At 73.5% G+C, this 23,351-nt stretch carries 24 protein-coding genes; 17 read left to right on the top strand and 7 right to left on the bottom strand.

The genetic code is table 11. The features are described 5' to 3' along the window. The first annotated feature begins 79 nt into the window (after positions 1-79). The 12 genes from ctaD (at position 80) to E4198_RS07085 (ending at position 9,310) form a co-directional block, all read left to right on the top strand. Positions 80-1,828: a cytochrome c oxidase subunit I gene (gene ctaD, locus E4198_RS07030; protein WP_136182414.1), complete on the top strand. Its 1,749-nt coding sequence runs from the start codon at positions 80-82 to the stop codon at positions 1,826-1,828. Further along, positions 1,825-2,217, top strand: a complete 393-nt coding sequence (locus E4198_RS07035; RefSeq protein ID WP_136182415.1) for a cytochrome c oxidase subunit 4 — start codon at positions 1,825-1,827, stop codon at positions 2,215-2,217. Before ctaD ends, E4198_RS07035 begins: the two co-directional genes overlap by 4 nt. A 185-nt stretch (positions 2,218-2,402) precedes the next feature. Then, on the top strand, positions 2,403-2,603 hold the full coding sequence (locus tag E4198_RS07040; protein ID WP_136182416.1) for a DUF5133 domain-containing protein: 201 nt from the start codon (positions 2,403-2,405) through the stop codon (positions 2,601-2,603). 200 nt (positions 2,604-2,803) lie between these two features. Beyond that, a complete protein-coding gene (locus E4198_RS07045; protein WP_136182417.1) occupies positions 2,804-3,199 on the top strand; it encodes a hypothetical protein in 396 nt (131 codons plus the stop codon). 25 nt (positions 3,200-3,224) lie between these two features. Then, positions 3,225-3,908 (top strand): alpha/beta fold hydrolase, encoded by a 684-nt coding sequence (locus tag E4198_RS07050; protein ID WP_136185227.1) that lies wholly within the window; start codon positions 3,225-3,227, stop codon positions 3,906-3,908. A 234-nt stretch (positions 3,909-4,142) separates the two neighbouring features. Continuing rightward, a complete protein-coding gene (locus tag E4198_RS07055) occupies positions 4,143-4,550 on the top strand; it encodes an SH3 domain-containing protein (protein WP_247597579.1) in 408 nt (135 codons plus the stop codon). 209 nt (positions 4,551-4,759) lie between these two features. After that, positions 4,760-5,737, top strand: a complete 978-nt coding sequence (locus E4198_RS07060; protein WP_136182418.1) for a diiron oxygenase — start codon at positions 4,760-4,762, stop codon at positions 5,735-5,737. 66 nt (positions 5,738-5,803) lie between these two features. Beyond that, on the top strand, positions 5,804-6,586 hold the full coding sequence (locus E4198_RS07065) for a TetR/AcrR family transcriptional regulator (RefSeq protein WP_136182419.1): 783 nt from the start codon (positions 5,804-5,806) through the stop codon (positions 6,584-6,586). Positions 6,587-6,629: 43 nt separating this feature from the next. Beyond that, positions 6,630-7,112, top strand: a complete 483-nt coding sequence (soxR, locus tag E4198_RS07070; RefSeq protein WP_136182420.1) for a redox-sensitive transcriptional activator SoxR — start codon at positions 6,630-6,632, stop codon at positions 7,110-7,112. Positions 7,113-7,116: 4 nt separating this feature from the next. Then, positions 7,117-7,395 (top strand): hypothetical protein, encoded by a 279-nt coding sequence (locus E4198_RS07075; protein ID WP_027766089.1) that lies wholly within the window; start codon positions 7,117-7,119, stop codon positions 7,393-7,395. Between the two features lie 132 nt (positions 7,396-7,527). Further along, on the top strand, positions 7,528-8,397 hold the full coding sequence (locus E4198_RS07080; protein WP_136182421.1) for a protein kinase: 870 nt from the start codon (positions 7,528-7,530) through the stop codon (positions 8,395-8,397). Positions 8,398-8,566: 169 nt separating this feature from the next. Then, positions 8,567-9,310 (top strand): hypothetical protein, encoded by a 744-nt coding sequence (locus E4198_RS07085; RefSeq protein WP_136182422.1) that lies wholly within the window; start codon positions 8,567-8,569, stop codon positions 9,308-9,310. Here the strand turns inward: E4198_RS07085 and E4198_RS07090 are convergent. The 5 genes from E4198_RS07090 to E4198_RS07110 all read right to left on the bottom strand — a co-directional run bounded on the left by E4198_RS07090 (position 9,297) and on the right by E4198_RS07110 (position 15,177). Continuing rightward, complete coding sequence (locus tag E4198_RS07090) at positions 9,297-10,535, bottom strand: styrene monooxygenase/indole monooxygenase family protein (RefSeq protein ID WP_136182423.1); 1,239 nt, start codon at positions 10,533-10,535, stop codon at positions 9,297-9,299. The genes E4198_RS07085 and E4198_RS07090 overlap by 14 nt on opposite strands. Positions 10,536-10,615: 80 nt before the next feature. After that, positions 10,616-11,221 carry an ATP/GTP-binding protein gene (locus E4198_RS07095; protein WP_136182424.1) on the bottom strand — a complete coding sequence of 202 codons (606 nt, stop codon included), beginning with the start codon at positions 11,219-11,221 and terminating at the stop codon, positions 10,616-10,618. A gap of 28 nt (positions 11,222-11,249) precedes the next feature. Further along, positions 11,250-11,639 (bottom strand): DUF742 domain-containing protein, encoded by a 390-nt coding sequence (locus E4198_RS07100; protein ID WP_027766092.1) that lies wholly within the window; start codon positions 11,637-11,639, stop codon positions 11,250-11,252. Further along, positions 11,636-12,148 (bottom strand): roadblock/LC7 domain-containing protein, encoded by a 513-nt coding sequence (locus E4198_RS07105; RefSeq protein ID WP_247597872.1) that lies wholly within the window; start codon positions 12,146-12,148, stop codon positions 11,636-11,638. Before E4198_RS07105 ends, E4198_RS07100 begins: the two co-directional genes overlap by 4 nt. 83 nt (positions 12,149-12,231) lie before the next feature. Then, the gene (locus tag E4198_RS07110) at positions 12,232-15,177 is read right to left on the bottom strand and encodes a nitrate- and nitrite sensing domain-containing protein (protein WP_247597580.1); all 2,946 of its coding nucleotides are present in this window, start codon (positions 15,175-15,177) and stop codon (positions 12,232-12,234) included. A 472-nt stretch (positions 15,178-15,649) separates the two neighbouring features. On the opposite strand from E4198_RS07110, the gene E4198_RS07115 reads away from it, so the two are divergent. Further along, complete coding sequence (locus E4198_RS07115; RefSeq protein ID WP_136182427.1) at positions 15,650-16,519, top strand: hypothetical protein; 870 nt, start codon at positions 15,650-15,652, stop codon at positions 16,517-16,519. A gap of 20 nt (positions 16,520-16,539) precedes the next feature. Here the strand turns inward: E4198_RS07115 and E4198_RS07120 are convergent, their stop codons facing one another. Both E4198_RS07120 and lon read right to left on the bottom strand, forming a co-directional pair. Beyond that, positions 16,540-16,983, bottom strand: a complete 444-nt coding sequence (locus E4198_RS07120; RefSeq protein ID WP_136182428.1) for a MarR family transcriptional regulator — start codon at positions 16,981-16,983, stop codon at positions 16,540-16,542. 243 nt (positions 16,984-17,226) lie between these two features. Then, positions 17,227-19,638 carry an endopeptidase La gene (gene lon, locus E4198_RS07125; RefSeq protein WP_136182429.1) on the bottom strand — a complete coding sequence of 804 codons (2,412 nt, stop codon included), beginning with the start codon at positions 19,636-19,638 and terminating at the stop codon, positions 17,227-17,229. Positions 19,639-19,786: 148 nt separating this feature from the next. On the opposite strand from lon, the gene E4198_RS07130 reads away from it, so the two are divergent. The 4 genes from E4198_RS07130 to E4198_RS07145 all read left to right on the top strand — a co-directional run bounded on the left by E4198_RS07130 (position 19,787) and on the right by E4198_RS07145 (position 23,080). Further along, the gene (locus E4198_RS07130; protein ID WP_136182430.1) at positions 19,787-20,341 is read left to right on the top strand and encodes a hypothetical protein; all 555 of its coding nucleotides are present in this window, start codon (positions 19,787-19,789) and stop codon (positions 20,339-20,341) included. Between the two features lie 64 nt (positions 20,342-20,405). Further along, positions 20,406-21,101, top strand: a complete 696-nt coding sequence (locus E4198_RS07135) for a spermidine synthase (RefSeq protein ID WP_136182431.1) — start codon at positions 20,406-20,408, stop codon at positions 21,099-21,101. An 81-nt stretch (positions 21,102-21,182) separates the two neighbouring features. After that, on the top strand, positions 21,183-21,959 hold the full coding sequence (locus E4198_RS07140) for a response regulator transcription factor (protein ID WP_136182432.1): 777 nt from the start codon (positions 21,183-21,185) through the stop codon (positions 21,957-21,959). 17 nt (positions 21,960-21,976) lie between these two features. Further along, on the top strand, positions 21,977-23,080 hold the full coding sequence (locus tag E4198_RS07145; RefSeq protein ID WP_136185229.1) for an ATP-binding protein: 1,104 nt from the start codon (positions 21,977-21,979) through the stop codon (positions 23,078-23,080). Positions 23,081-23,351: the final 271 nt, after the last annotated feature.

Here is a 23,351-nt window from a genome sequence, read left to right on the forward strand (position 1 = left end):
CACGGCGCGGCCACCATGACGTCGGCGCGGCGCGCGGGGTACGGCGTCCCGGCCGGATTCGGTGGCGCGGAGGACCTGCATGGACACAAGCCGGGAGGACGTCGCGGCCCCGGGGACGAGGACCGCGGGCCCCGGACACGGACCGGGACGCGGCCGACGGCTCCCCGACTGGATCAGCACCACCGACCACAAGGTGATCGGCAACCTCTACCTGGTCACGTCGTTCGGTTTCTTCCTCGCCGCGGGCCTGATGGCGATGCTGATGCGCGCCGAACTGGCACGGCCGGGCATGCAGGTGGTGAGCCACGATGAGTACAACCAGCTGTTCACGGTGCACGGCACGATCATGATGCTGCTGTTCGCGACGCCGACGTTCGCCGGCTTCGCCAACGCGATCATGCCGTTGCAGATCGGCGCGCCGGACGTGGCGTTCCCCCGGCTCAACGCGCTGACCTACTGGCTGTTCCTGTTCGGCGGACTGATGGTGGTCGGCGGCTTCCTGACGACCGGTGGTGCGGCGCCGTTCGGCTGGTTCGCCTACGCGCCGCTGCACAACGCGACCTACTCTCCGGGGGCGGGGGGCGACCTGTGGGCGATGGGTCTGGTCGTGGCGGGCCTGAGCACCATCCTGGGGTCGGTCAACTTCATCACCACGATCATCTGCCTGCGCTGCCCGGGGATGACGCTGTTCCGGATGCCGCTGTTCACCTGGAACGTGTTGTTCACCTCGATCCTGGCGCTGCTGGCGTTCCCGGTGCTGAGCGCGGCGCTGCTCGCGATGGTCGCGGACCGGGAGTTCGGCGCACACGTTTACGACTCGGCGAACGGCGGCGCCCTGCTGTGGCAGCACCTGTTCTGGTTCTTCGGGCATCCCGAGGTCTACATCGTGGCGCTGCCGTTCTTCGGGATCATCAGCGAGATCATCCCGGTGTTCGCTCGCAAACCGCTGTTCGGGTACGTGAGTCTCATCGGGGCGACGATCGCCATCACCGGGCTGTCCGCGACGGTGTGGGCGCACCACATGTTCGCCACCGGCGCCGTACTGCTGCCCTTCTTCTCGCTGCTGTCGTTCCTCATCGCGGTGCCGACCGGGGTGAAGTTCTTCAACTGGATCGGGACGATGCTGCGCGGTTCGCTCTCGTTCGAGACGCCGATGCTGTGGACGTGCGGCTTCCTCTTCACCTTCCTCTTCGGCGGGCTGACCGGCGTGCTGCTGGCGTCGCCGCCGATCGACTTCCACGTCACGGACACCTACTTCGTCGTCGGGCACCTCCACTACGTGCTGTTCGGGACGATCGTGTTCGCGACCTTCGCGGGCTTCTCCTTCTGGTGGCCGAAGCTGACCGGGCGCCTGCTGGACGAGCGCCTGGGGAAGATCCACTTCTGGACGCTCTTCACCGGGTTCCAGCTGACCTTCCTGGTGCACCACTGGCTGGGTGCCGAGGGCATGCCGCGGCGTTATGCGGACTACCTGGCCGCCGACGGCTTCACGACGCTCAACACCCTGTCGACCATCGGCGCGTTCCTGCTGGGGATCTCCACCCTGCCCTTCCTCTACAACGTCTGGAAGACCGCGCGCTCGGGCCGGAGGGCGACCCTCGACGACCCCTGGGGCTGGGGCCGATCCCTGGAGTGGGCGACGAGCTGCCCGCCGCCCCGGCACAACTTCCGCTCGCTGCCGCGCATTCGCTCCGAGTCGCCCGCCTTCGACCTGCACCATCCCGAGGTGGGGTGGCGCGCCGAACCGCCGGACCCCGGCTCCCGGGAAGCGGTGGGCGGTGGGCGGGACGGCGGCGCCGTCGAGGGGCGGAAGGGGCCGAACGAGTGAAGGCCGAGACATTCCTGTTCGCCGGGGTGGCGCTGTTCTTCGCCGTCACGGGTCTCGGCTACGCGTTCTGGAGCACCTTCGAACCCGTGGGGACGACCGCGCTGGCGGTGTCGTTCCTCATGTCCTCGCTGGTCTGCTTCTTCTGCTGGCGCCAGCACCTGGTGCGGGGGCAACGGCTTCAGGACCGCAAGGAGGCCGAGATCCACGAGGGCGCCGGCCCGCTGGACTTCTTCCCCGCGCGCAGCTACGCGCCGGTGGCCACCGCGATCGGCGTGACGGTACTGGCCGCCGGGGTGGTGTACGGCGTGTGGCTCGCCCTGATCGGCACCGGTCTCCTGGTGCCCGGTGTCGCCTGGTTCGTGTTCGAGTACCACGACCGCACGGCGTGAGATCCGCGAGGCGTTCCCGACCGACCGGGCCGCGGAGATCAACAGGTCACCGTGCCGCTTTTGCCCCATCATGCGGAGGGAGACGCCCACGGGTGGAGCACCACCGTGGGCGTCAGGGCGCCGCCCCCGCCGAGGTGCCCGCCCCCTTCATCCACGGCATTTCGCCTGCAACGAGGAGCGGAACCATGCTGATGGCACACCCCGCGTTTCTACGGGAGCTGGTCCAGCGCTACGAGACGCTGCTGAGCAAGGGCACCACGTCGTCCCGGCCCCAGCACCAGCGTGAGCTCGACGACGTCTCGTACACGCTGTGTGTGTCCACCGGAACCCGCTCCGTGGAGCATGCGCTCGCCCTCGCCCGGGAGCGGATCACCGCCGCCTCCTGAGCCGTCCCCAGGTGACGGTGCCCCGGACGCCCGCCCACGTCCGGGGCACCGTCGCGTACCGGGCGCCGCCCCGGTGCACTCTGGAGCGCGGACCGGCGGGGTGCAATCCGCGCGTGCACCGGCGACGAGCTGCATCCGCGGGGGTACGGGTGGCCGAAAGGGCTGCGGGACCGGAAGCGGAGCGAGAGGCGAGGTGGCGGATGCGGGTCGGACTGTTGCGGACCGTGGGAGCGGCGACCGCGGCGTACGGAGCGGCGGTGGCGGCCTGGCCGGACCTGCTGGCCCGTCCGTCCGGGCTGGTGGACGAGGACGGCCGGCCGGCACCGGACACCGGCGTGGCGTTGCGCCCGCTGGGCTTGCGCGACGCCGCGAGCGGCGTCGCGCTCGCGACCGCGCCCGAGGGAGCCGCCCTGCGCACGGCCGCGCTCGTGCGGATCGCGGCGGACTGGGGCGACTCGCTGCTGCTGGGTCTGACACTGCCGGAGCGCGACAAGCGGCTGAAGGCGGTCGCGGTGTCCGTCGGTTGGGGCGCGCTCACCGCGTACGGGCTGCTCAGCGGACCTGCGGGGAAGGGCGGGCACGGTGACCGTGGATGAGACCGCGGCACGGCCCGACGCGCTGATGCTGCACCGGACCGCGGCCTCTCCTCAGGCCGCGGTCCTCGTCCTGCACGGCGGCCGGGCGGACGGCCTGGACGCTCCCCCGCCGTGGAATCTGCCGGGCGCCCGGATGCGCCCCTACCTGCGCGCCGTCGCCCGTGCCACCGAGGGCCGCGACGTGGTGGTCGGCGCGGTGCGGTACCGGTACCGCGGCTGGAACGGCGTGCGGGGCGACGCCGCCCGGGACGCGGAACGGGCGCTGGAGGAACTGCGCGCGCTGGCCGGCCCGGTCCCGGTGGTGCTGGTGGGGCACTCCATGGGCGGCCGCGCCGCGCTGCGGGCGGCCGCCCATGACCTGGTGACCGGTGTCGTGGGGCTGGCGCCGTGGTGCCCGCCCGGCGAGCCGGTGGACCATCTGCGGGGCCGCCGGCTGGTGCTGCTGCACGGGAACCGCGACCGGATGACCGACCCGCGCGGCTCCTGGGAGCTCGCGGTGCGGGCACGGGTCGCGGGCGCGGAGAGCTGCCACCTGACGGTGGTGGGCGGCGACCACGCGATGCTGCGCCGGGCCGTCCTGTGGCACACCCGAACGGCCGAATCCGTGCGCGGGCTGCTCGGATACGGGCCACTGCCGGACGTGGTCGCCCGTGCGCTGGCGCGGACCGATGTGCCACCGCCGGGCGGCACGGGAACGGCGCTGCGCTGACGCTCCCCCGGGCGGGTGAACCACGCGCCCGGGGCTGGGAGTTGGACACGCCGACACGGCCTTGCCGTAGGGCGCGACGACGGGTGCGTGTGCAGAGAGTGACGAGTTGCGGTCACAAAGTAGGACATTTAGCGTGCTTCTTGTGCGAGCGTGACCGCCTTTTCACGGTTCGTGATCGCCTCCCTTTCCGCGGCCCCTCAGTCCCAGGGGCCCCGACCTCCCCAGGAGGGCACAGTGCTCCAGTCCACGATCAGCAAGGTGGCCATGGTCGCCGCCGGTGGCGCCGTGGCGGCCATGACCGCAGCGGGCCCGGCGACCGCCGTCGAGACGTCCGTTCCGGCGGCGCCGGCCGCGTCCACCCTTGAGAACCCCCTTCCCCAGCTGGGCGGCCACAGCCGCGTCTACTGGGGCAAGGTCATCGCCCGCACGGGCCTGAAGATCCGCAGCGGCCCGAGTCAGCACCACAAGTGGGTCGGCAGCCTGCACTACGGCGAGAAGGTCAAGATCCGCTGCAAGGTCAACGGCCAGTGGATCGACGGCAATCCCCGCTGGTACAAGCTGTACGACGGCAACTACATGTGGGCCTCGGCGCGCTACATCAAGAACATCGGCCCGGCCCCGCACTTCTGCAAGCACCGCTGACGCGGCCGGAATCCGGCCGAGTCCGAGCACACCGTGCCCCCAGCTGCCCGAGCGGCCTGGGGGCACGGTGGTGCCCGGAGGCGGGGGCACACGCCGCACCCGGGGCGGACGAAGTCGCGCGCGGGGTATTGACGACCTTGCTGACAGGCAGTCTCATAAGAGGGTCCGTGACGTGTGACCGTCGGTAACCCCTGTGAGGTGGGCCTCCCATGACGACATCGACCCTCGGCGGAACCGGCACCGACGCCGGGAGCGGGCGCGGAGCCGGAAACAGCACTGCGACGCTCCACGACGCGCTCGGACGGCTCAAGGACCGGGAGCAGGTGGCCGAACGCCTCCTGGCTTCCTCCCGCAAGCACTCCTTCGACCCGGACACCGAACTGGACTGGGACGCCCCGTTCGAGGACGGCAAGTGGTTCTGGCCGCCGGAGCTGGTCTCCCTCTACGACACCCCGCTGTGGCGCCGCATGCCGGAGGAACAGCGCCACGCGCTGGCCCGTCACGAGGCGGCGTCCCTGGCCTCGCTGGGCATCTGGTTCGAGATCATCCTCATGCAGCTGCTCACCCGCCACATCTACGACAAGCCGCTGACCAGTGCACACGTCCGCTACGCGCTGACGGAGATCGCCGACGAGTGCCGCCACTCCATGATGTTCGCCCGCCTGATCACCAAGGGCGGCGTCCCCGCGTACCCGGTCAGCCGGCTGCACCACAACATGGCCCGGGTGCTGAAGACCGTCTCGACCACCCCCGGTTCGTTCACCGCGACCCTGCTGGGCGAGGAGATCCTCGACTGGATGCAGCGCCTCACCTTCCCGGACGAGCGCGTCCAGACGCTGGTACGCGGCGTGACCCGCATCCACGTGGTCGAGGAGGCCCGCCACGTGCGGTACGCGCGGGAGGAGCTGCGCCGCCAGATGGCCGGCTGCCCGCGCTGGGAGGCCGAGCTCACCCGGATCAGCTCCGGGGAGGCCGCCCGGGTCTTCTCGATCTCCTTCGTCAACCCGCAGGTCTACACGGACGTGGGCCTGGACCGCCGCGAGGCCGTGGCCCAGGTGAAGGCCAGTGCCCACCGCCGCGAGGTGATGCAGCAGGGCGCCAAGCGGCTCACCGACTTCCTCGACGAGATCGGCGTGCTGCGCGGGATGGGACGCCGGCTGTGGAGGAGTTCCGGGCTACTCGCCTGAGTGCCGGCCGGGACGCGGCCCGGCACGCGGTCCGTACCGCCTCCGGGGCGCACTACGCTCGGGGGCATGACCGCACCGGCGTACCGCAGACTGACCGTCGAGCAGCGCCGGGGGCAGCTGATCGGGCACGCCCTCGCACTGTTCGCCCACCGCGTGCCGGAGGACGTCTCGCTCGACGACGTCGCGGCGGCCGCCGGGGTGTCCCGGCCGCTGGTCTACCGCTACTTCCCGGGCGGCAAGCAGCAGTTGTACGAGGCGGCGCTGCGGTCCGCCGCCGACCGGCTGGAGCAGTGCTTCGACGAGCCGGCCGTCGGCCCGCTGATCGAACGGCTGGACCGTGCGCTGTCCCGCTACCTGGCCTTCGTGGACGAGTTCGACACCGGCTTCATGGCGCTGCTGCAGGGCGGCAGCGTGGTCGGGACCTCGCGGACCAGCGCCATCGTCGACGAAGTGCGGCGGGACGCGGCGCACCAGATCCTGCGCCACCTGGAGGCCCCGGAGCCGGGGCCCCGCCTGCGGATGACGGTGCGGACGTGGATCACCGCGGTGGAGGGCGCGTCGCTGATCTGGCTGGACGAGGGGAAGCAGCCGCCCCTCTCCGAGCTGCGCGCCTGGCTGCTGAACCACCTCGTCGCGCTGCTCGTCGCGACGGCCGCGGACGACCCTGAGACGGCGGCGGCGACCCGGCGCGCGCTGGCGCTGGAACGCCCGGACGGCCCGGTCGGCGACCTGATCCGGCGTGCGCTGCCGCTCGCGGCGGACGCAGCTCACCTGCTGGAACCGGCCGGACCGTCGGACCAGGCGGAGGCGTCGGACCAGGCGGGCAGGGAGCCCGGCTGGGACAGCTGAACCGAGGTTCAACGACGCGCCCGCGGGCAGCTAGGCTGGCCGCATGTCGACGCACCTGTCCTGGAAGGCCAAGGAGGCCACCGTCGGCGAACTCGCCGAGCGCGCCGGGGTCGCCACCTCGGCGCTGCGCTTCTACGAGCGCGAGGGCCTCATCCACAGCCGGCGCACCTCCGGCAACCAGCGCCGCTACAGCCGGGACACGCTGCGTCGCGTCGCCTTCATCCGGGCCTCGCAGCGCCTCGGTATGCCGCTGGCCGCCATCCGCGAGGTGCTCGGCCTGCTCCCGGACAACCGCACCCCGACCCGCGAGGACTGGGCCCGGGTGTCCGCCTGCTGGCGCGCCGACCTGGACGAGCGCATCCGGCTGATGCAGCAGCTGCGCGACAACCTCACCGACTGCATCGGCTGCGGCTGCCTCTCCATCGACGTGTGCGCCCTGGCGAATCCGTACGACCGGCTGGGCGACGAGGGCCCGGGGGCCCGCCGCCTCGCCCAGCCCCGGGCCTGCCCGGCCGGGGAGGACTGAGGACGTGCGCAGCGAGGACACGGTGTTCGTGGGCGGGCCGCTGGACGGGCGGGTGCTGCCAGTGCTCGTCGGGGCGACCGGTCGCCCGCCGAAGACGTACGAGGTGCCGGTGCCGCTGCCCGAGGAGGAGGGCGGTGGGAAGACCGTTCACGTCTACCGGCTGGAGCCCGCGTCGGTGACCCGGCGGCTGGGGCTGCCGCGCGGCTGGAAGTACGTGTACGCGCCGGATGCGCGTCCGGGCGGCAACCGCCCGAAGTGGCCCTGGCGGCACCCCGCCCGCTGACCGGCCGACTGCCCCGGGGGTGGCGGCGGCCGGATGCGCGGGCGCCGGTGAGCGGGCGGGATTGCGAAGGAATGGGGCAGGTCTGGGGGGCGGAAGGGCGAGGAGGCCGCGCAGCGGTCTAGGGTGCGCAGCGTGATCGCAGGCATGGCCCGGCTGTTGCCCGAAGACCCTCCACGGCTCGGCCCGTACCGCCTGCTGGGCAGACTCGGCTCGGGCCCGGCCGGTCACGTCTACCTCGGCCGGGGCGCCCCGCGACGCGGTGCCCGCAAGGAGCGTGCGGCCGTGCGGGCCCTGCGCCCGGAGCAGCTGCGGGACCGGCAGCAGCGTGCCCGCATCCGGCAGGTCGCCGACCTCGTGGCCCGGGGAGCGCGCAGCCCGTACGTCGCCGCCGCACACGGCTGCGACCTGGACGGCGAACGTCCGTGGATGGCACGGGAGTTCGTCCCCGGCCCCGGCCTCACCGCGCTGGTGGGCCGGTACGGACCGCTGCCGGAGGAGTCCGTGCGGGCGCTGGGCGGCGGGCTGTGCCGAGCGCTGGCGGCCCTGCACCGGTCGGGCGTCGCCCACGGGGACCTCGCACCGGGGAACGTCCTGCTGGCTGCCGACCATCCCCGTGTCGTCGACTACGGGATGAGCGAGGGACGACACGCCCCGGGGGACGGCCGGTCGCCGCTGCCCGCCGACGACGTCTTCGCGCTCGGCGTCGTCCTGGCGTACGCGGCGTCGGCGCGGATGCCGTTCGCCGGGTCGCTGCTGCCGTCCACGCGGGAGGGCGCGGACCTGAGCGGCGTGCCCGAGGGGCTGCGTCCGGCGCTGACGGCGTGTCTGCACAAGACACCCGAGGCGCGACCGCTACCTGCGGCGCTGGCCCGCCGACTGGACCTGGCCGATGCCGCCGAGCGCCCCGCCGCATCCTGGCTGCCCGCTCCGTGGACGCACGAGATCCGGACGTTCGCCGAGGCTGCGGACGGTTTCGGCGGCCGGGGCCTGTTCCGGCGCTGAGGCCCCTGGAACCCCGGGGTCGGCCGACGAGTGGCGCAACGGGGCGCGCCGGACGGACGGCGCCTCGGAACACCATCGAGTGAGCCGGGCGCGCAAAGCGCGCAACCCGGCGCGCATTCCCACCTGACACCTGCTCACGATCACTTCATCACACCGGAGGTGAGTGAGCGTGACCCCAGCACGGCCCGTACGGTTCGCCGCGGCGGCGATGGCCACCGCCGGCGCGGTGCTCCTGTCCGCGGCACCGGCCCACCCCTTGCCCCACGCGACCCCCGCGGCTCTCCCGTCCGCCGCGGCCCTCCCGTCCGCCGCGGCGGACGCCACCGAGCCCACCGACACCGCACCAGCCGCACCAGCCGCGGCCTCCGGCCGGTCGGTGGGCGAACTGCTCGCCGCGCTGAAGGTGCTCTACGGAAAACGGGAACGGGCCTTGGAGGCGTACCGGCGGGCGGCGCACCAGCTGCACGAGCAGCAGAAGCGCACCGACCGGCTGGAGCGGCGCCTGGCGGGCACCCGCTACCGGCTCGCCGAGGAGCGCGAGATCGCCGCCCGCGTGGCACGTGCCCAGTACCGGACGGGCGCGCCGGGCCTGCCGACCGCCGTGCAGGTGCTGCTCGCGGACGACCCGGTGGTCGCCATGCGGCACGGCCACACCCTGGAGCGTGCCGCCGCCCGGCAGCAGGCAACGGTACGGGCACTGGCCAGCGGCGAACGGCACCGGGGCGCGGTCGCGGCCGAGGCCCGCGACGCGCTCCAGCGGCAGCAGAAGCTCGCCGACCGCGCCGAGCGCAGACGGGAGGCGTCCCGGGCCGCGATGCGCGAGGTGGAGCGGATGCTCACCTCGCTGACGCCGCGGCAGCTCGCCGCGCTCCGCGACCACGAGCGGAAACAGGGCCGGCTCAGCCCGCCGTGACCTCGGCGAGGTAGGCCTCGGCCTTGTCGGGTGCGAAGAACCAGTTCTCGAAGTCGGCCGGGTCGTTGAACCCGTCGGCGAACCGGTCCGCGATCGGCTGCGCCTGCCCGGCCGCGCCCAGCAGGTTCAGCACGTGCTCGGGCGGCGGCGCGAGCATCGCGTTCGTCCACGTGGTGACATGCTGCGCGGTCTGCCAGTAGCGGTCGAAGGTGGCCTGCATCCAGTCCTCGTCGAACGGCTTGTCGCCGTGTTCGACGATCGCCGACAGGTAGGCGGCGGCGCACTTGGAGGCGGAGTTCGACCCCTGCCCGGTGATGGGGTCGTTGGCGACCACCACGTCCGCGACACCGAGCACCGCACCGCCACTGGGGAGCCGGCCGACGGGCTTGCGCACGGTCGGCGCGTAACGGCCGGCGAGCGTGCCGCCCCCGTCGGTCAGCTCGACCTTGGTCGCCCGCGCGTATTCCCAGGGGGTGAAGCGCTCCATCAGCTCCAGGGTCGTCGCCAGGTGTTCGTTCGGGTCCTTGATGCCCTGGAAGACGTCCAGCGGACCGCCCGGAATCCCTTCCCAGAAGAGGATGTCGCAGCGGCCGGAGGTGGTCAGGCAGGGCATGACGAAGAGTTCGCCGACGCCGGGGACCAGGTTGCAGCGCACCGCTTCGGTCTCCGGGTGCTCGGGCCGCGGCCCCAGCCCGGTGACGTAGGAGACGGCGAGTGCGCGCTGCGGGGCGTCGTACGGAGAACGTGCGGCGTCGCGGGCGAACATCGAGACCAGCTCGCCCTTGCCCGCGGCGACCAGCACCAGGTCGTAGCGGCGCGCGAAGAAGTCCAGGTCGGAGACGGCGGCGCCGTGGACGACGAGCTGCCCGCCACGCTGCGCGAAGGTCTCCATCCAGCCGGCCATCTTGACGCGCTGGTCGACGGACTGGGCGTAGCCGTCCGACAGCCGGCCGAGCCAGTCGATCGCACGGGAACCGTCGGGGCCGGCGACGGAGACGCCGAGGCCCTCGATGCGTGGGGCCTGGCTCTCCCAGAAGCCGGCGCCGATGTCGCGCTCGTGCTGGAGCGCGGTGTGGAACATGCACTGCGTGGACATCACGCGGCCACCGCGGATCTCGTCCGCCGTGCGGTTTGACATCACGGTGACCTCGTAGCCCTGGGACTGGAGGCCGAGCGCGAGTTGGAGGCCGGCCTGGCCGGCTCCGACGACGAGTATCTTCCGCATCGCGGATCTCCCTGCGTGGTGCTGTGGCGGTGGGCGAGTCGGGTGGGACGAGTGGGCCGTGCGCCGGCGGCCCGGGGCGGTCAGGCCGGGGTGAGGTCGAGTGCGTGGCCGACGAGGGCGAGCAGGGTCTCCTGCACCGTCTCCCGCCGCCGCGCGTCCATGATCACCACGGGGACCCGTTCGGGGACGGTCAGCGCCTCGCGCACGTCGGCCGCCTCGTACACGTCGGTGCCCTCGAAGTGGTTGACGGCGACGACGTACGGCAGGCCGCAGCTCTCGAAGTAGTCCAGCGCCGGGAAGCAGTCCTCCAGGCGGCGGGTGTCGGCCATCACCACGGCCCCGATGGCGCCGCGCACCAGGTCGTCCCACATGAACCAGAAGCGCTGCTGCCCCGGCGTGCCGAAGAGGTACAGCACCAGGTCGGCGTCCAGGGTGATGCGGCCGAAGTCCATGGCGACCGTGGTCGTCAGCTTGTCGGGCGTCGACGCCAGGTCGTCGGTGCCCTCGCTGGCTTCGGTCATCACCGCCTCGGTGCGCAGCGGTTCGATCTCGGAGATCGCACCGACGAAGGTGGTCTTGCCGACGCCGAAGCCACCCGCGACGACGATCTTCGTGGCGATCGGCGCGCGGGACAGGTCGGTCTCCCAGGCGTGTCCGGCGCCCTCGGCCGGATCATGGGCGGGCATTGCGGCCTCCACGGACCTCACGTCGTGTTCAGAGCTTGCGGAGGCCACCGAGCACCCTCTCCAGCAGGGCCCGGTCGGGCCGTTCCGTACCGTGGCCGGTCCCGTGCACGCGGATCCGCCCCTGGTCGGCGAGATCGCTCAGCAGCACGCGGACGACGCCCAGCGGCATCTTCAGCAGCGCGGAGATCTCCGCGACGGTGCGCATCCGGCGGCACAGTTCGACGATCGCCTGCATCTCGGGCATCACGCGGTCCCGCAGACCGCCGGAGACCAGCTCCGGACGCGCGGGCGGCGCCTCGATCGCGGCGACGAACGACTCGACGAGCAGCACGTGCCCGTACCGGGTACGGCCGCCGGTGAGGGCGTACGGGCGCACGCGCGCCGGCGCACGCCTCGGCAACGAGGGGTGGGACGTCACTTCTTCGACTCCAGCTCCATCGACTTACGCAGCTCCGTGCGGAGTTCGGGGGTCAGGACGTGTCCGGCACGTCCGACGAACAGGGCCATGTGGTAGGCCACCACGCTCATGTCGCAGTCCGGCGCGGCGTGCACGCCCAGGAGCGAGCCGTCGCTGACGGACATCACGAAAAGCGAGCCGTTCGCCATGGACACCATGGTCTGCTTCACGCCGCCGGTGTCCAGCAGCCTGGCCGCGCCGACGGTGAGCGAGCCGACACCGGACACGATGGTGGCCAGGTCTGCCGCGGCACCGCGGGGGCCCTGCGGGCGCTCGGCCTCGTCGCGGGCGTGGCCGGGGGCGTCCCCGGCGGGATGCCCGGCGGCGTTCTCGGTGGCGTCCTCGGCCGGCGGGTCGCCCGTGACCGCCTCCGGGTCGGAGGACAGCAGCAGAAGGCCGTCCGAGGAGACCACGGCGACGGACTGCACGCCGGGCACCTCGTCGACGAGGTTCGCCAGCAGCCAGCGCAGGTTGCGCGCCGCGCGACTGCCGGTCGTGTCCTCGGCGCCCTTCGTGCCCGTCGTGGCGCTCGTGCCGTTCGTGGCGGGGGCGTTCACTGCCGTGCCTCCTCTTCCGCGCCGCCCGCGTCGGCGGCGCCCTGAGCCGCGGCCTCCGCCGCAGCGTCCCGGTGCCCGTCCGCCGCCCCCCGCTGGAACCCGCCGAGCCTACGGCGCAGTTCCTCGGCGTTCGCGCCGCCGCTCGCCGCGGGGCGCACCTGCTGCTCGACCGTCACATGTCTGGGGGTGCGCTTCGGCAGCCCCTTGTCGGTGACCCTGTCCGCGGCCCTGCGGGCGTGGTCCGCGGCCGGGTGTTCGCGGGCGTCGTCCTCCCGGGGCCCGGGCACGGTGGCGGCCTGCCGGCCGCCGTCCGCGGCCGACGGCATCCCGTCCCCGGCGTCCGCCCGCCCGTGCTCCGCCACCCCGTCCCCGTCGCTCTCCCGGGAGAACGTGCCCCTCGCCTCGTCGGCCTCCCGGCCGCCGGCGCCCGGCGTGCTCGCCTCGTCCGCGTCCGCCACGTCCGCCGCGTCCGCGCGCGTCGCCGCGGCCTCGCCTTCGGCGACGGACGTGCCGTCGGCGGCCTCCACGGTGGACGTGTCCCCTCCGGGACACGGCTCCGGGTCCCCGCCGTCCGCCGGATCGGTGGCGGTCGGCGACAGCGCGCCGCGCGTCGTCTCACCGTCGGGGGCGACGACGTCGTCCGCGGACCTCGCGTCCGGGCACCAGGAGGCGGCGTCGTCAACGGCCTGCGCCTCCCCGCCCGCTTCGCCCACGCCGTCGTCCGGTTCCGCACTCGCACCGGCTCGCGCCTCCGCCGTCGAACGGGCCGTCGGCGTCTCGTCGGAGGCCGGTGCCGGAGCGGGCGCGCTGGTGGCCGGGGCGCGGCGTGCGGGGAGGGTGTTGGAGTTGGCCTCTGCGACCGATCCGGGAAGGCGCTGCCCCCCGTCCGGGGTGCCCGCCCCGCTGACGCCGGGCACCGGACGGTCCGGCAGCAGCGTGCGAGGCACCACCACCACAGCCGCGACGCCACCCTGCCGCTGCTCCCGGAGCTGCACCCGCATCCCGTGCCGTGCGGCGAGGCGAGCGACGACGTACAGGCCGTTGCCGAGACCTCCCGGCTCGGCCCGGTCCCCCTCCTCCCCCGAGCCGGGCGTCCCGGGGGCCTCCTGCGCGGCGGGGTCGCCCAGTCGGGCGTTGAGTTCGGCAAGCCGGTCCTCGGCGACGCCGATGCCTTCGTCCTGGACGGAGAGCATGATGTCGCCCTTATCCAGCATCCAGGCCGACAGCGTGACCTCCGCGTCGGGCGCGGAGAACGCCGTGGCGTTGTCGAGGAGTTCCGCTACGAGGTGGCTGAGGTCGTCCGCGGCGAACCCGGACACCTGGGCGTGCGGGGGCAGCGCAGCGATCTGCACGCGTTCGTAGCGCTCGATCTCGCTGACGGCCGCACGCAGCACGTCCAGCAGCGGCACCGGTCCGGCGTGGTGCGCGCCGACGTGCTCAGCGCCCGCGAGCAGCAGCAGGTTCTCCCCGGCGCGCCGCATCCGCGTGGCGAGGTGGTCGAGTTTGAAGAGGGTGGCGAGGTCGTCGGGGTCGGATTCCTCGGCCTCCATGGCCTCCAGGATGCCCAGCTGACGCTCGACGAGGCCGAGGGTGCGCAGCCCGAGGTGGACGAACGTGCCGTGGGAGGCGCCGTGCCCGGCCTGCAGACGCGTGCGGAGGCGCTCGGCCTCCTCACGCAGCCGCTCGCGTTCGGCAGTCAGTTCGTCCCTGGCGGCGCTCAGGTCCGCGTTGGCGGCCTCCGCCTCCTTGGCCCGGGTGTGCAGGCCGGCGACGGTCTCGCGGAGTGCGTTGAGCGAACCGACGACCTCGGCGAACTCGTCGTTGCGGCCGTGGAAACGCACCGGCTCCTCGGCCTCCGGCTCCTCGGCGGTGGCGAGCCGGTGCGAACCGCGCCGCACGACGGACAGGGGGCGGGACAGGGACCTGGCCGTGTGCACGCCGGCGCCGACGGCGAGCAGCAGGCAGGCACCGACCAGGCCGACCGTCATCTCGAGCGCGACGACGTCGTCGTCCCGCTGCTGTTCCAACCGGGCGACCTCGGCGGTGGCCAGGGAGGACTGGACGCTGCGCATCCGGTCGATGCGGGCGGAGAGCGCGGCGACGACCCTCTCGGCGTCGAGTCCCCGGTCCTGCGCGTCGAGGACCGGGTCGGCGGTGAGCTGCTCGATGTACCGCTCGGCGAGGCCGACGTCTGTGCCGGTGACCGTCTTGTCGTACGTCTCGGACGCGGTCGGACCGGCCGTCTGCTCGAAGTCGGCGAGCGCGCCCTGCTCCCGTACCCGCGCCAGGCGTGCCGCCTCGGTCAGAGTGCGGGCCGGGCCGTCGGAGGCGAACGCGCCGCGCAGCAGGCCGCGGGTGGCGGAGGCCTGGTCGACGGCGCGGCCGAGGTGCGGCAGCGACTCGGTGGTGGCGACGGCCGCGGCGGCGGTGGAGTTCGGAGCGTGGTCGCCGGGCAGGTCGCGGGCGACGTTGCGGGAGACGGTGTGCAGCTGCTGGATGACGGCGGTGTACGCCTGGTACGCGTCGTAGGCCGTGCTCTCGGAGGAGTCGAGCATCTCCTGCCGGGTCCGGGGAAGCTGTTCGAGGCTCTGCCGCACCGGCGGGGTCACCGCATCGGAGGCGAGCAGTTCGGTGATCTGCCGGTCGACGCGGGCACGCTGGGAATCGCTGGTGGCCTCCTGGCCCGTCGCGGTGCCGGCGGGCTCGCCGTCGGCGGGGTCTGGGGCCTCCTCGCCGCGCCCGGCGGCGACCCAGGCGACCATGTCGCCGCGCTCGTCGGACAGCGAGTGGGCGAGCGCGATGGCCTGCTGGTGGAGACCGGCCTGTTCGACGAGTTCCTGGGACTCCGTCAGCGTTCCGGAGGACTCGACGATGCCGGGGGCGCCGGCGGCGAGGACCGCGAGCGAGCAGAGCGCGACGGACGCCAGAAGCCGGTTGCGCACCCGCGTCCGCCGTGGGGGGTGTGCCGGCCGGCCGTTCCCGGAGTCGCCAGGCTTCCGCAGTCGCTTCGTCCGCACCCGTGCTCGCAATCTCGTCCTGCCCTGCCCGGGGGCCCGGGAGGCGACAGCCAACTCGTGGGGGCACGGGTAGGGTCCCGCCCCGGTCCACGACGTGACGACCCTTTCAAGGCCGTTCCGGGGTAGGTGTGGTTCCCCCTGCCGCGCCACCCGAAGGAGTGAACATCAGTCCTCAGGAGCAAACAACTCCGGTCGTCCCACGGGCGCGTGCGCGGTTTCCGCAGAGGTTGGAAATCGTGGCCGGGTCCTGGCAATATGCCCGCCCGCAGGTTACGGAACGATGGATTCCGGCCGTTCTCGCCGTCCGCGACGCGCCGCTCGCGCCGCCCCGGCGGGTGGGGCGATAAGGGAGGCCGGGTTGCCGGCGGGCCTCCGGCCGCTCGGGCAGACTGGCGGCATGCGCGTGGAGACGGCCACCGAGCCCGGCACCCCGACCCGGCCCAACGAGGACCACGTTTCCCTGATCCTTCCGGCCTCCGGGCGGGGCGGCGCGTTCGTCGTCCTGGACGGCGTGACCCCGCCGGAGGGGGACGTCGGATGCGCGCACGGAGTGCCGTGGTACGTCGGCCGACTGGGTGGCGCCTTGCTCGAACTTGCGGGCTCCCGGGGCGAGATGACGCTGGCGGAATGTCTCGCAGACGCCGTCGCGCGTACCGCGCGGGCACACCGTTCAACCTGTGATCTTTCTCACCCGCGGACTCCGCAGGCGACGGTGGTCGCGGCCCGCTGGGGCGAGGAGTCGGTGGAGTACCTGGTGCTGTCCGACTCGGTACTGCTGGTCGAGGGCGCGGACGGCTCGGTGCGGGCAGTGCGGGACACCCGGCTGGACACGCTGCCGCCCGGGGTCACGGCGCTGCGGGAGGCCGCGCGGGCGCTGCCGTCCGGATCGTCCGAACGCGCCACGGCGGCGGCGGAGTACGTCGCGGCCGTCGAGGCCCTGCGCAACGCACCCGACGGCACCGGGTTCCACACGGCCGCCGCCGACCCCGCGGTCGCGGCGCTGGCCGTGACCGGCGCCGTGCCCCGGGACGGCGTGCGGACCCTGCTGGGTCTGACGGACGGCGCCTCGCGCTGGTCCGAGGTGTTCCGTGCCGGTGGCTGGGCGGACCTGTGCGCCCTGGTGCACAAGGAGGGCCCGGCGGGACTGATCGCCCGGGTCCGTGCCGCGGAGGAGGCCGACCCCGCCGGCCGGTCCTTCCCCCGCGGCAAGCCCCACGACGACGCCACGGCGGTCCTCGTGGAGTTCTCCGACCGGTCGGATGCCTGACCTCCCCGGTCCGGAGCGGCTCAGCTCTCGGCCTGGAGGTCGTTGAAGCGGTGCAGGAGGCGGGCGAGTTCCGCGACCTCGGCCGGGTTCCACGCGGCCAGGCGGCGGGCGTACGCGGCGCGCCGTGCCTGCCGCACGTGCCCGAACCGCTCCCGCCCGTCCGCGGTGAGCTGCACCAGCGAGGCGCGGCCGTCCTCCGGGTCGGGGGTGCGGCTGATCAGCTGCAGCGCCTCCAGGGCGCGGAGCTGACGGCTCATCGTGCCCTTCCCGACGCCGAAGTAGGCCGCGAGGGCGGTGGCCCGCTGCGGGCCGGCGTTCTCCAACCGCAGCAGCAGCCCGTACGCGGCGGGCTCCAGTTCCGGGTGGACCTCCCGGGCCATCTCCCCGGACGCGGCGCGGGCGCGGCGGAAGAAGACGGCCAACTCCCGTTCCAGGTCGAGGTACTCGGGGGCAAAGTCGTCCATCGGGCGGTTCCTTCAGGGTGAAAGTTTCCGCCAGGGGCGGAGAGCGTCGCAGCTCCTCCAGTATTTCGCAGGGCTAGACCAACGGCAGCGCCGGTGGGGACTTCACGGCGTGCGGTGCGGCGGCCACACTCCGGAGTGGAGCCCCCCGGCACCACCCGCAGAGACGGAAACGGCCCCTCCACCGGGCGGGAGGGGCCGTTTCTCTGCGTGGTGCTCTGCGGGTCGTCCCTGCTGCCGACCGGGCTACGCGGCGGCGAGCGCCGCGTCGGCCGAGGCGGGCGTCAGCGCCAGCCCCAGCACCTGGCGTACGTCGGAGACGGCGTGGACGTCCAGCCCGGCCAGCACCTCCTCCGGAACGTCGTCCAGATCCGGCTCGTTTCGCTTCGGGATGATCACCGTGGTGGTCCCGGCCCGGTGCGCCGCGAGCAGCTTCTGCTTGACGCCGCCGATCGGCAGCACCCGCCCGGTCAGCGAGACCTCGCCGGTCATCGCCACGTCCGGCCGGACCTGGCGGCCGCTCAGCAGCGACGCCAGCGCCGTGGTCATGGTGACGCCCGCGCTGGGCCCGTCCTTGGGAACGGCGCCCGCCGGGACGTGCAGGTGGATGCCGCGGTCCTTGAGGTCGCCGACCGGGAGCTCCAGCTCCGCGCCGCGCGAGCGCAGGTAGGAGAGCGCGATGTGCGCGGACTCCTTCATCACGTCGCCGAGCTGCCCGGTGAGGGTGAGTCCGCCGCCGCCGGTCTCCGGGTCCGCCAGCGACGCCTCCACGTGCAGCACGTCGCCGCCCGCGCCGGTGACCGCGAGGCCGGTGGCCACGCCGGGGACGGCCGTGCGCCGTTCCGCCGGGTCCTGGGCGGACTCGGGGAGGTGGTGCGGCCGCCCGATCAGCTTCCGCAGCGCCTCCGGATCGACGGCGAACGGCAGGTCTCGGCGGCCGAGTTCGTGTTCGGCGGCGACCTTCCGCAGCACCCGGGCCACGGACCGCTCCAGGTTCCGTACGCCCGCCTCCCGGGTGTACTCGCCCGCGAGGCTGCGCAGCGCCGCGTCGTCGAAGGTCACCTCGTCGGTGCGGAGGCCGGTCCGCTCCAGTTGCCGGGGCAGCAGGTGGTCGCGGGCGATGACGACCTTCTCCTCCTCCGTGTAGCCGTCCAGCCGGACGACGTCCATCCGGTCCAGCAGCGCCTCGGGGATCGCCTCGGCGACGTTGGCCGTGGCGAGGAAGACGACGTCGGACAGGTCGAGTTCGACCTCCAGGTAGTGGTCGCGGAAGGTGTGGTTCTGTGCCGGGTCCAGGACCTCCAGCAGCGCCGCCGCGGGGTCGCCGCGGAAATCGGAGCCGACCTTGTCGATCTCGTCGAGCAGCACCACCGGGTTCATCGACCCGGCCTCCTTGATCGCGCGGACGACGCGGCCCGGCAGGGCGCCCACATAGGTGCGCCGGTGGCCGCGGATCTCCGCCTCGTCCCGGACGCCGCCCAGGGCGACCCGGACGAACTTCCGGCCCATCGCGCGGGCCACGGACTCGCCGAGCGAGGTCTTGCCGACGCCGGGAGGACCGACCAGGGCGAGCACCGCCCCACCGCGCCGCCCGCCGACGACGCCGAGTCCGCGGTCGGCGCGTCGCTTGCGCACCGCCAGGTACTCGGTGATGCGCTCCTTGACGTCCTTCAGCCCGGCGTGGTCGGCGTCGAGGACCTGCTGCGCGCCCGGCACGTCGTAGGCGTCCTCGGTGTGTGCGTTCCACGGCATCTCCAGCACCGTGTCGAGCCAGGTGCGGATCCAGCCCCCTTCGGGGCTCTGCTCGGAGGACCGCTCCAGCTTGTCGACCTCCTTCAGCGCCGCCGTGCGGACGTCCGCGGGAAGGTCGGCGGCCTCGACGCGGGCCCGGTAGTCCTCGCCCTCGTCCTCCGGGTCGCCCGCCAGCTCGGCCAGTTCCTTGCGGACCGCCTCCAGCTGGCGGCGGAGCAGGAACTCGCGCTGCTGCTTGTCGACACCCTCCTGGACGTCCTTGGCGATCGACTCGGCGACGTCCTGCTCGGCGAGGTGCTCGCGCAGCGTCTCCAGTGCGTACCGCAACCGTGCGACGGGGTCGGTGGTCTCCAGCAGGCGGATCTTCTGAGTGGTGGTGAGGAACGGCGAGTAGCCGGCGTTGTCGGCGAGCCGGGCGGCGTCGTCGATCTGCTGCACGCGGTCGACGACCTCCCAGGCGCCGCGCTTGCGCAGCCAGCTGGTGACAAGTGCCTTGTACTCCCGCATCAGCTCGGCGACGGCGCCCGGCACGGGGTCGGGCGACGGTTCGCCGGCCTCGGTGCCCTCGACCCAGAGGGCGGCGCCGGGGCCGGTGGTGCCGGTGCCGATGCGCACCCGGCGCAGGCCGCGGATCAGGGCGCCCGGGTCGCCGTCGGACAGCCGCCCGACCTGCTCGACGCGGCCGAGCACGCCGACGCCGGCGTAGTCGCCGTCGATCCGCGGCACCAGCAGGACCTGCGGCTTTCTTCCGTTCTCCCCCGTGGACCGGGCGGCCGCCTGGGCGGCCTCGACCGCGGCGCGCACCTCGGGGTCCGACAGCTCCAGCGGCACCACCATGCCCGGCAGGACCACCTCGTCGTCGAGGGGCAGGACGGGCAGGGTGAGCGAAGTGGACGTCGAAGCCATGATCTCTCCCTCGTAAGAGAAGTTGAGCTATGCCCACTCAATGCGGGAGACGCCCTGGATGTTCCAGCGGTGACGACCTGTTCGCTCACAGCGATACGCGGGCCGCGCGCACCCAGTGGCCGGAGCGGCGGGGGCGGATACTTCCGGTATGCCGAACCCCGCACCGCGTCGCCGGAGCCTCGTCGCCGGGCTGTTCGCCGTGATCGCCTCCACCGCCTGCGCGCCCGGCGGCCACGGCCCGGGACACCCGGGCGGCGGGACGGAGGGGTCCGCGACGTCCCGGCCGGGCGGCGCGCCCTCCCTCTCAACGTCCGCCACCGCCCCCGGTATGCCCGGCCCGCCGCTGCTGGATTGGCTGGTCACCGGCGGGTTCGCGGGCGTGCGGATTCGTACCCTGCTGCACGAGGACGGCACCTACACGGTCTCGACGGGCTCACTCGGCTCCCCTGACTCCCCGGACTCCCCGCACGATGACGCCTCCGGCCGCAGCGGCCGCATCCCCGCGCCCGATGTGGCACGCATCCGCGCGCTGCTCGCCGAGGCGCGCCTGGCCGAGGGGCCGCGCCGCACCCTCGACCCGCGTCTCCGGGACGGATTCCACTACCGCGTCGCCCATGGCGGCCACGTGGTCCACCGCGACGACACCACGCTCGGCGCGCCGCTGCGGAAGGTGCGCGCGCTGCTGCCGCCCCCGTCCGCCTGACCGGCGACCCGACGTCGGGCAAAGCGGGCCACCGCGGGGGGCAGGTGTCCGCGAGGATGGGGCCATGAGCCTCACCCACAGCCCCCTGCCGCCGGAGCCCGTCGTCCTGGACCGCCGCGAGGGGCCGCACGGCGAAGTGGTGCTGCGCCGGCACGGCGAGGTGCTGCAGATCATCGCCAACGGCTGCTTCCTGATGGACACCTCCGACGGCCGCTCCGAACGCAGGCTGGTGCGCGCCGCACTCGCCGCGCTGGACGGCAGGCAGCGGCCGACGGTCCTCATCGGCGGCCTCGGCGTCGGCTTCTCCCTCGCCGAGGCGGCAGCCGAGCCGCAATGGGGCGGCATCACCGTCGTCGAACGCGAACAGGCGGTCATCGACTGGCACACGGGCCGGAACGCTCCGCTCGGCCCGCTCTCCGCTGCCGCGCGCTCCGACGCCCGCACCCGGATCGTCACCGCAGACCTGACGGCGCACCTGCGCGGCACCGGCGACCGGTACGACGCGCTCTGCCTGGACATCGACAACGGCCCCGACTGGACCGTCACCGACGGCAACGACACGTTGTACTCCCCCGCCGGGCTCGCCGCCTGCCGGGCCCGGCTGACGCCGGGCGGCGTGCTGGCCGTCTGGTCCGCCAGGCCGTCCGCGACTTTCGAAGAAAGGTTGCGAAAATCCGGATTCGCACGGGTCCGCACCGATGAGGTAGCCGTCGTCCGAGGCGTCCCCGACGTGGTGCACGTCGCAACCAATCCCTCGTAGCCGCAGGCCGTACGGGGCCCGTACGCTGCTGTCCAGCACACAGACATCACAAGCCAACGGGGCTAGGCACTGGGCGGGCGAATGGACCAGAAGAACACTCCACAGACGCATGGCGGCGGCAGCTCTCCGGCGACCACTCCCGGCGCCCAGCGCCGCATCCTGGTCGTCGAGGACGATCCGACGATCGTCGACGCGATCGCCATGCGCCTCCGCGCCGAGGGCTTCCAGGTGCAGACCGCGGGCGACGGGCCCGCGGCCGTCGACACGGCCGAAGCATGGCAGCCGGACCTGCTGATCCTCGACGTGATGCTGCCGGGCTTCGACGGCCTGGAGGTCTGCCGTCGCGTGCAGGCGCAGCGTCCGGTGCCGGTGATGATGCTCACCGCGCGGGACGACGAGACCGACATGCTGGTCGGGCTGGGCGTCGGCGCCGACGACTACATGACCAAGCCGTTCTCCATGCGTGAGCTGGCGGCTCGGGTGCACGTCCTACTGCGCCGGGTCGAGCGGGCCACGCTCGCCGCGCACACCCCGCGCAGCGGCACCCTGCGGCTCGGCGAGCTGGAGGTCGACCACGCCCAGCGGCGGGTACGGGTGAGCGGCGAGGACGTGCACCTCACGCCCACAGAGTTCGACCTGCTGGTGTGCCTGGCCCACTCGCCGCGCGCGGTGCTCTCCCGGGAGCAGCTGCTGGCCGAGGTGTGGGACTGGGCGGACGCCTCCGGCACCCGGACCGTGGACAGCCACATCAAGGCGCTGCGCCGGAAGATCGGCGCCGAGCGGATCCGCACGGTACACGGCGTGGGGTACGCGCTGGAGACGCCCGCGCCGGCCGCCCCGGCGGCCGACGGCTCCTGACCGTGGCGAAGGGGGGGCTGCGCACGGCCGTACGCGGGGCCTGGAACCGTGCGTGGCGGCGCACCTGGGCGGGGCTGCGCCCGATCGACCCCTACCGTTCGGTCAAGGCGGCGCTCGGCTGGCTGGTGATCGTCTCGGTGGCGATCACCACGCTGCTGGTGGTGTTCGCCATCAACTCGGCGACCGAGCTGCGGGTGATCACCATCCTGTCGATCATCGTCTCGCTGTTCATCACCCAATTCGTGGCGCAGACGCTGACCAGGCCGCTGGACGAGATGACGCACGCCGCGCGCGCCATGGCGCGCGGTGACTACGGACGCCGGGTGCGCGGCGGCCGCCGGGACGAGTTCGGCGAACTGGCCGAGACCTTCAACCGGATGGCCGCCGATCTGGAGGCCGTGGACCAGCACCGCAAGGAGCTGGTGGCGAACGTGTCGCACGAGCTGCGCACGCCGATCGCGGCGCTGCGGGCCGTGCTGGAGAACGTGGTCGACGGCGTCTCGGAGGCGGATCCGGAGACGATGCGGACGGCGCTCGCCCAGACCCAGCGGCTGGGCCGGCTGGTCGACCAGCTGCTGGACCTGTCGCGGCTGGACAGCGGCGCCGTACCGCTGCACGCGTACCGGTTCGAGGTGTGGCCGTACCTGGCGGGCGTGCTCAAGGAGTCGAACATGAGCAAGCGGCAGGGGCACGCCCGTAACGACGTGCACCTGCACCTGGACGTCTCGCCGCCGGAGCTGACGGCCTACGCCGACCAGGAGCGCCTGCACCAGGTCGTCGTCAACCTGATCGACAACGCGGTCAAGCACAGCCCGCCCCTGGGCCGGGTCACCGTGCGGGCGCGCGGCGGCGAGCGACCGGAAAGCCTGGAGATCGAGGTACAGGACGAGGGCCCGGGCATCCCGGAGACCGAACGCCTGCGGGTCTTCGAACGCTTCAACCGGGCGAACGCCTCCGGGGGCGGCCCCCAGGGCGGCGGGACGGACGGCGGCACGGGTCTGGGCCTGGCCATCGCCCGCTGGGCGGTGGACCTGCACGGCGGGTGGATCAGGGTGGCCGAATCCCCCCGCGGCTGCCGCATCCGCGTCACTCTCCCGGGTCCGCGACCGGCGACGGATTGACGCACGGGGTCCCCGTCCGCCGCCCGGACGGGCCCGCGCACGGTCCGGGCCCGCCGGGAGGACGCATCGGACAGCCACGGACGGCAGGCCCGTTGCCGCTGGGTGCATCGCAGGTCACCGTGGGTGCGGGCGCGCACACCGGGGTCCCCTGCGGCCGTCGTGGGTTGTTACGGTCGCTCCCGAGCGCGCACCGCGACGCCCGGAAGGGGTCCGCGGTTCCCTCGCCGACCCGAAACCAGGTGTGTTTCCCGCCATTTCCCCGGCCGAAACC

It is taken from the genome of Streptomyces sp. RKND-216 (genome assembly GCF_004795255.1).
GTDB lineage: Bacteria > Actinomycetota > Actinomycetes > Streptomycetales > Streptomycetaceae > Streptomyces > Streptomyces hazeniae.

Bases quoted from the DNA above. Each gene is read 5' to 3' on its own strand.
- ctaD (WP_136182414.1), top strand. From the start codon at position 80: ATGGACACAAGCCGGGAGGACGTCGCGGCCCCGGGGACGAGGACCGCG.
- E4198_RS07040 (WP_136182416.1), top strand. From the start codon at position 2,403: ATGCTGATGGCACACCCCGCGTTTCTACGGGAGCTGGTCCAGCGCTAC.
- E4198_RS07045 (WP_136182417.1), top strand. From the start codon at position 2,804: ATGCGGGTCGGACTGTTGCGGACCGTGGGAGCGGCGACCGCGGCGTAC.
- E4198_RS07050 (WP_136185227.1), top strand. From the start codon at position 3,225: ATGCTGCACCGGACCGCGGCCTCTCCTCAGGCCGCGGTCCTCGTCCTG.
- E4198_RS07060 (WP_136182418.1), top strand. From the start codon at position 4,760: ATGACGACATCGACCCTCGGCGGAACCGGCACCGACGCCGGGAGCGGG.
- E4198_RS07065 (WP_136182419.1), top strand. From the start codon at position 5,804: ATGACCGCACCGGCGTACCGCAGACTGACCGTCGAGCAGCGCCGGGGG.
- soxR (WP_136182420.1), top strand. From the start codon at position 6,630: ATGTCGACGCACCTGTCCTGGAAGGCCAAGGAGGCCACCGTCGGCGAA.
- E4198_RS07090 (WP_136182423.1), bottom strand. From the start codon at position 10,535: ATGCGGAAGATACTCGTCGTCGGAGCCGGCCAGGCCGGCCTCCAACTC.
- E4198_RS07095 (WP_136182424.1), bottom strand. From the start codon at position 11,221: ATGCCCGCCCATGATCCGGCCGAGGGCGCCGGACACGCCTGGGAGACC.
- E4198_RS07115 (WP_136182427.1), top strand. From the start codon at position 15,650: ATGCGCGTGGAGACGGCCACCGAGCCCGGCACCCCGACCCGGCCCAAC.
- E4198_RS07120 (WP_136182428.1), bottom strand. From the start codon at position 16,983: ATGGACGACTTTGCCCCCGAGTACCTCGACCTGGAACGGGAGTTGGCC.
- lon (WP_136182429.1), bottom strand. From the start codon at position 19,638: ATGGCTTCGACGTCCACTTCGCTCACCCTGCCCGTCCTGCCCCTCGAC.
- E4198_RS07130 (WP_136182430.1), top strand. From the start codon at position 19,787: ATGCCGAACCCCGCACCGCGTCGCCGGAGCCTCGTCGCCGGGCTGTTC.
- E4198_RS07135 (WP_136182431.1), top strand. From the start codon at position 20,406: ATGAGCCTCACCCACAGCCCCCTGCCGCCGGAGCCCGTCGTCCTGGAC.
- E4198_RS07140 (WP_136182432.1), top strand. From the start codon at position 21,183: ATGGACCAGAAGAACACTCCACAGACGCATGGCGGCGGCAGCTCTCCG.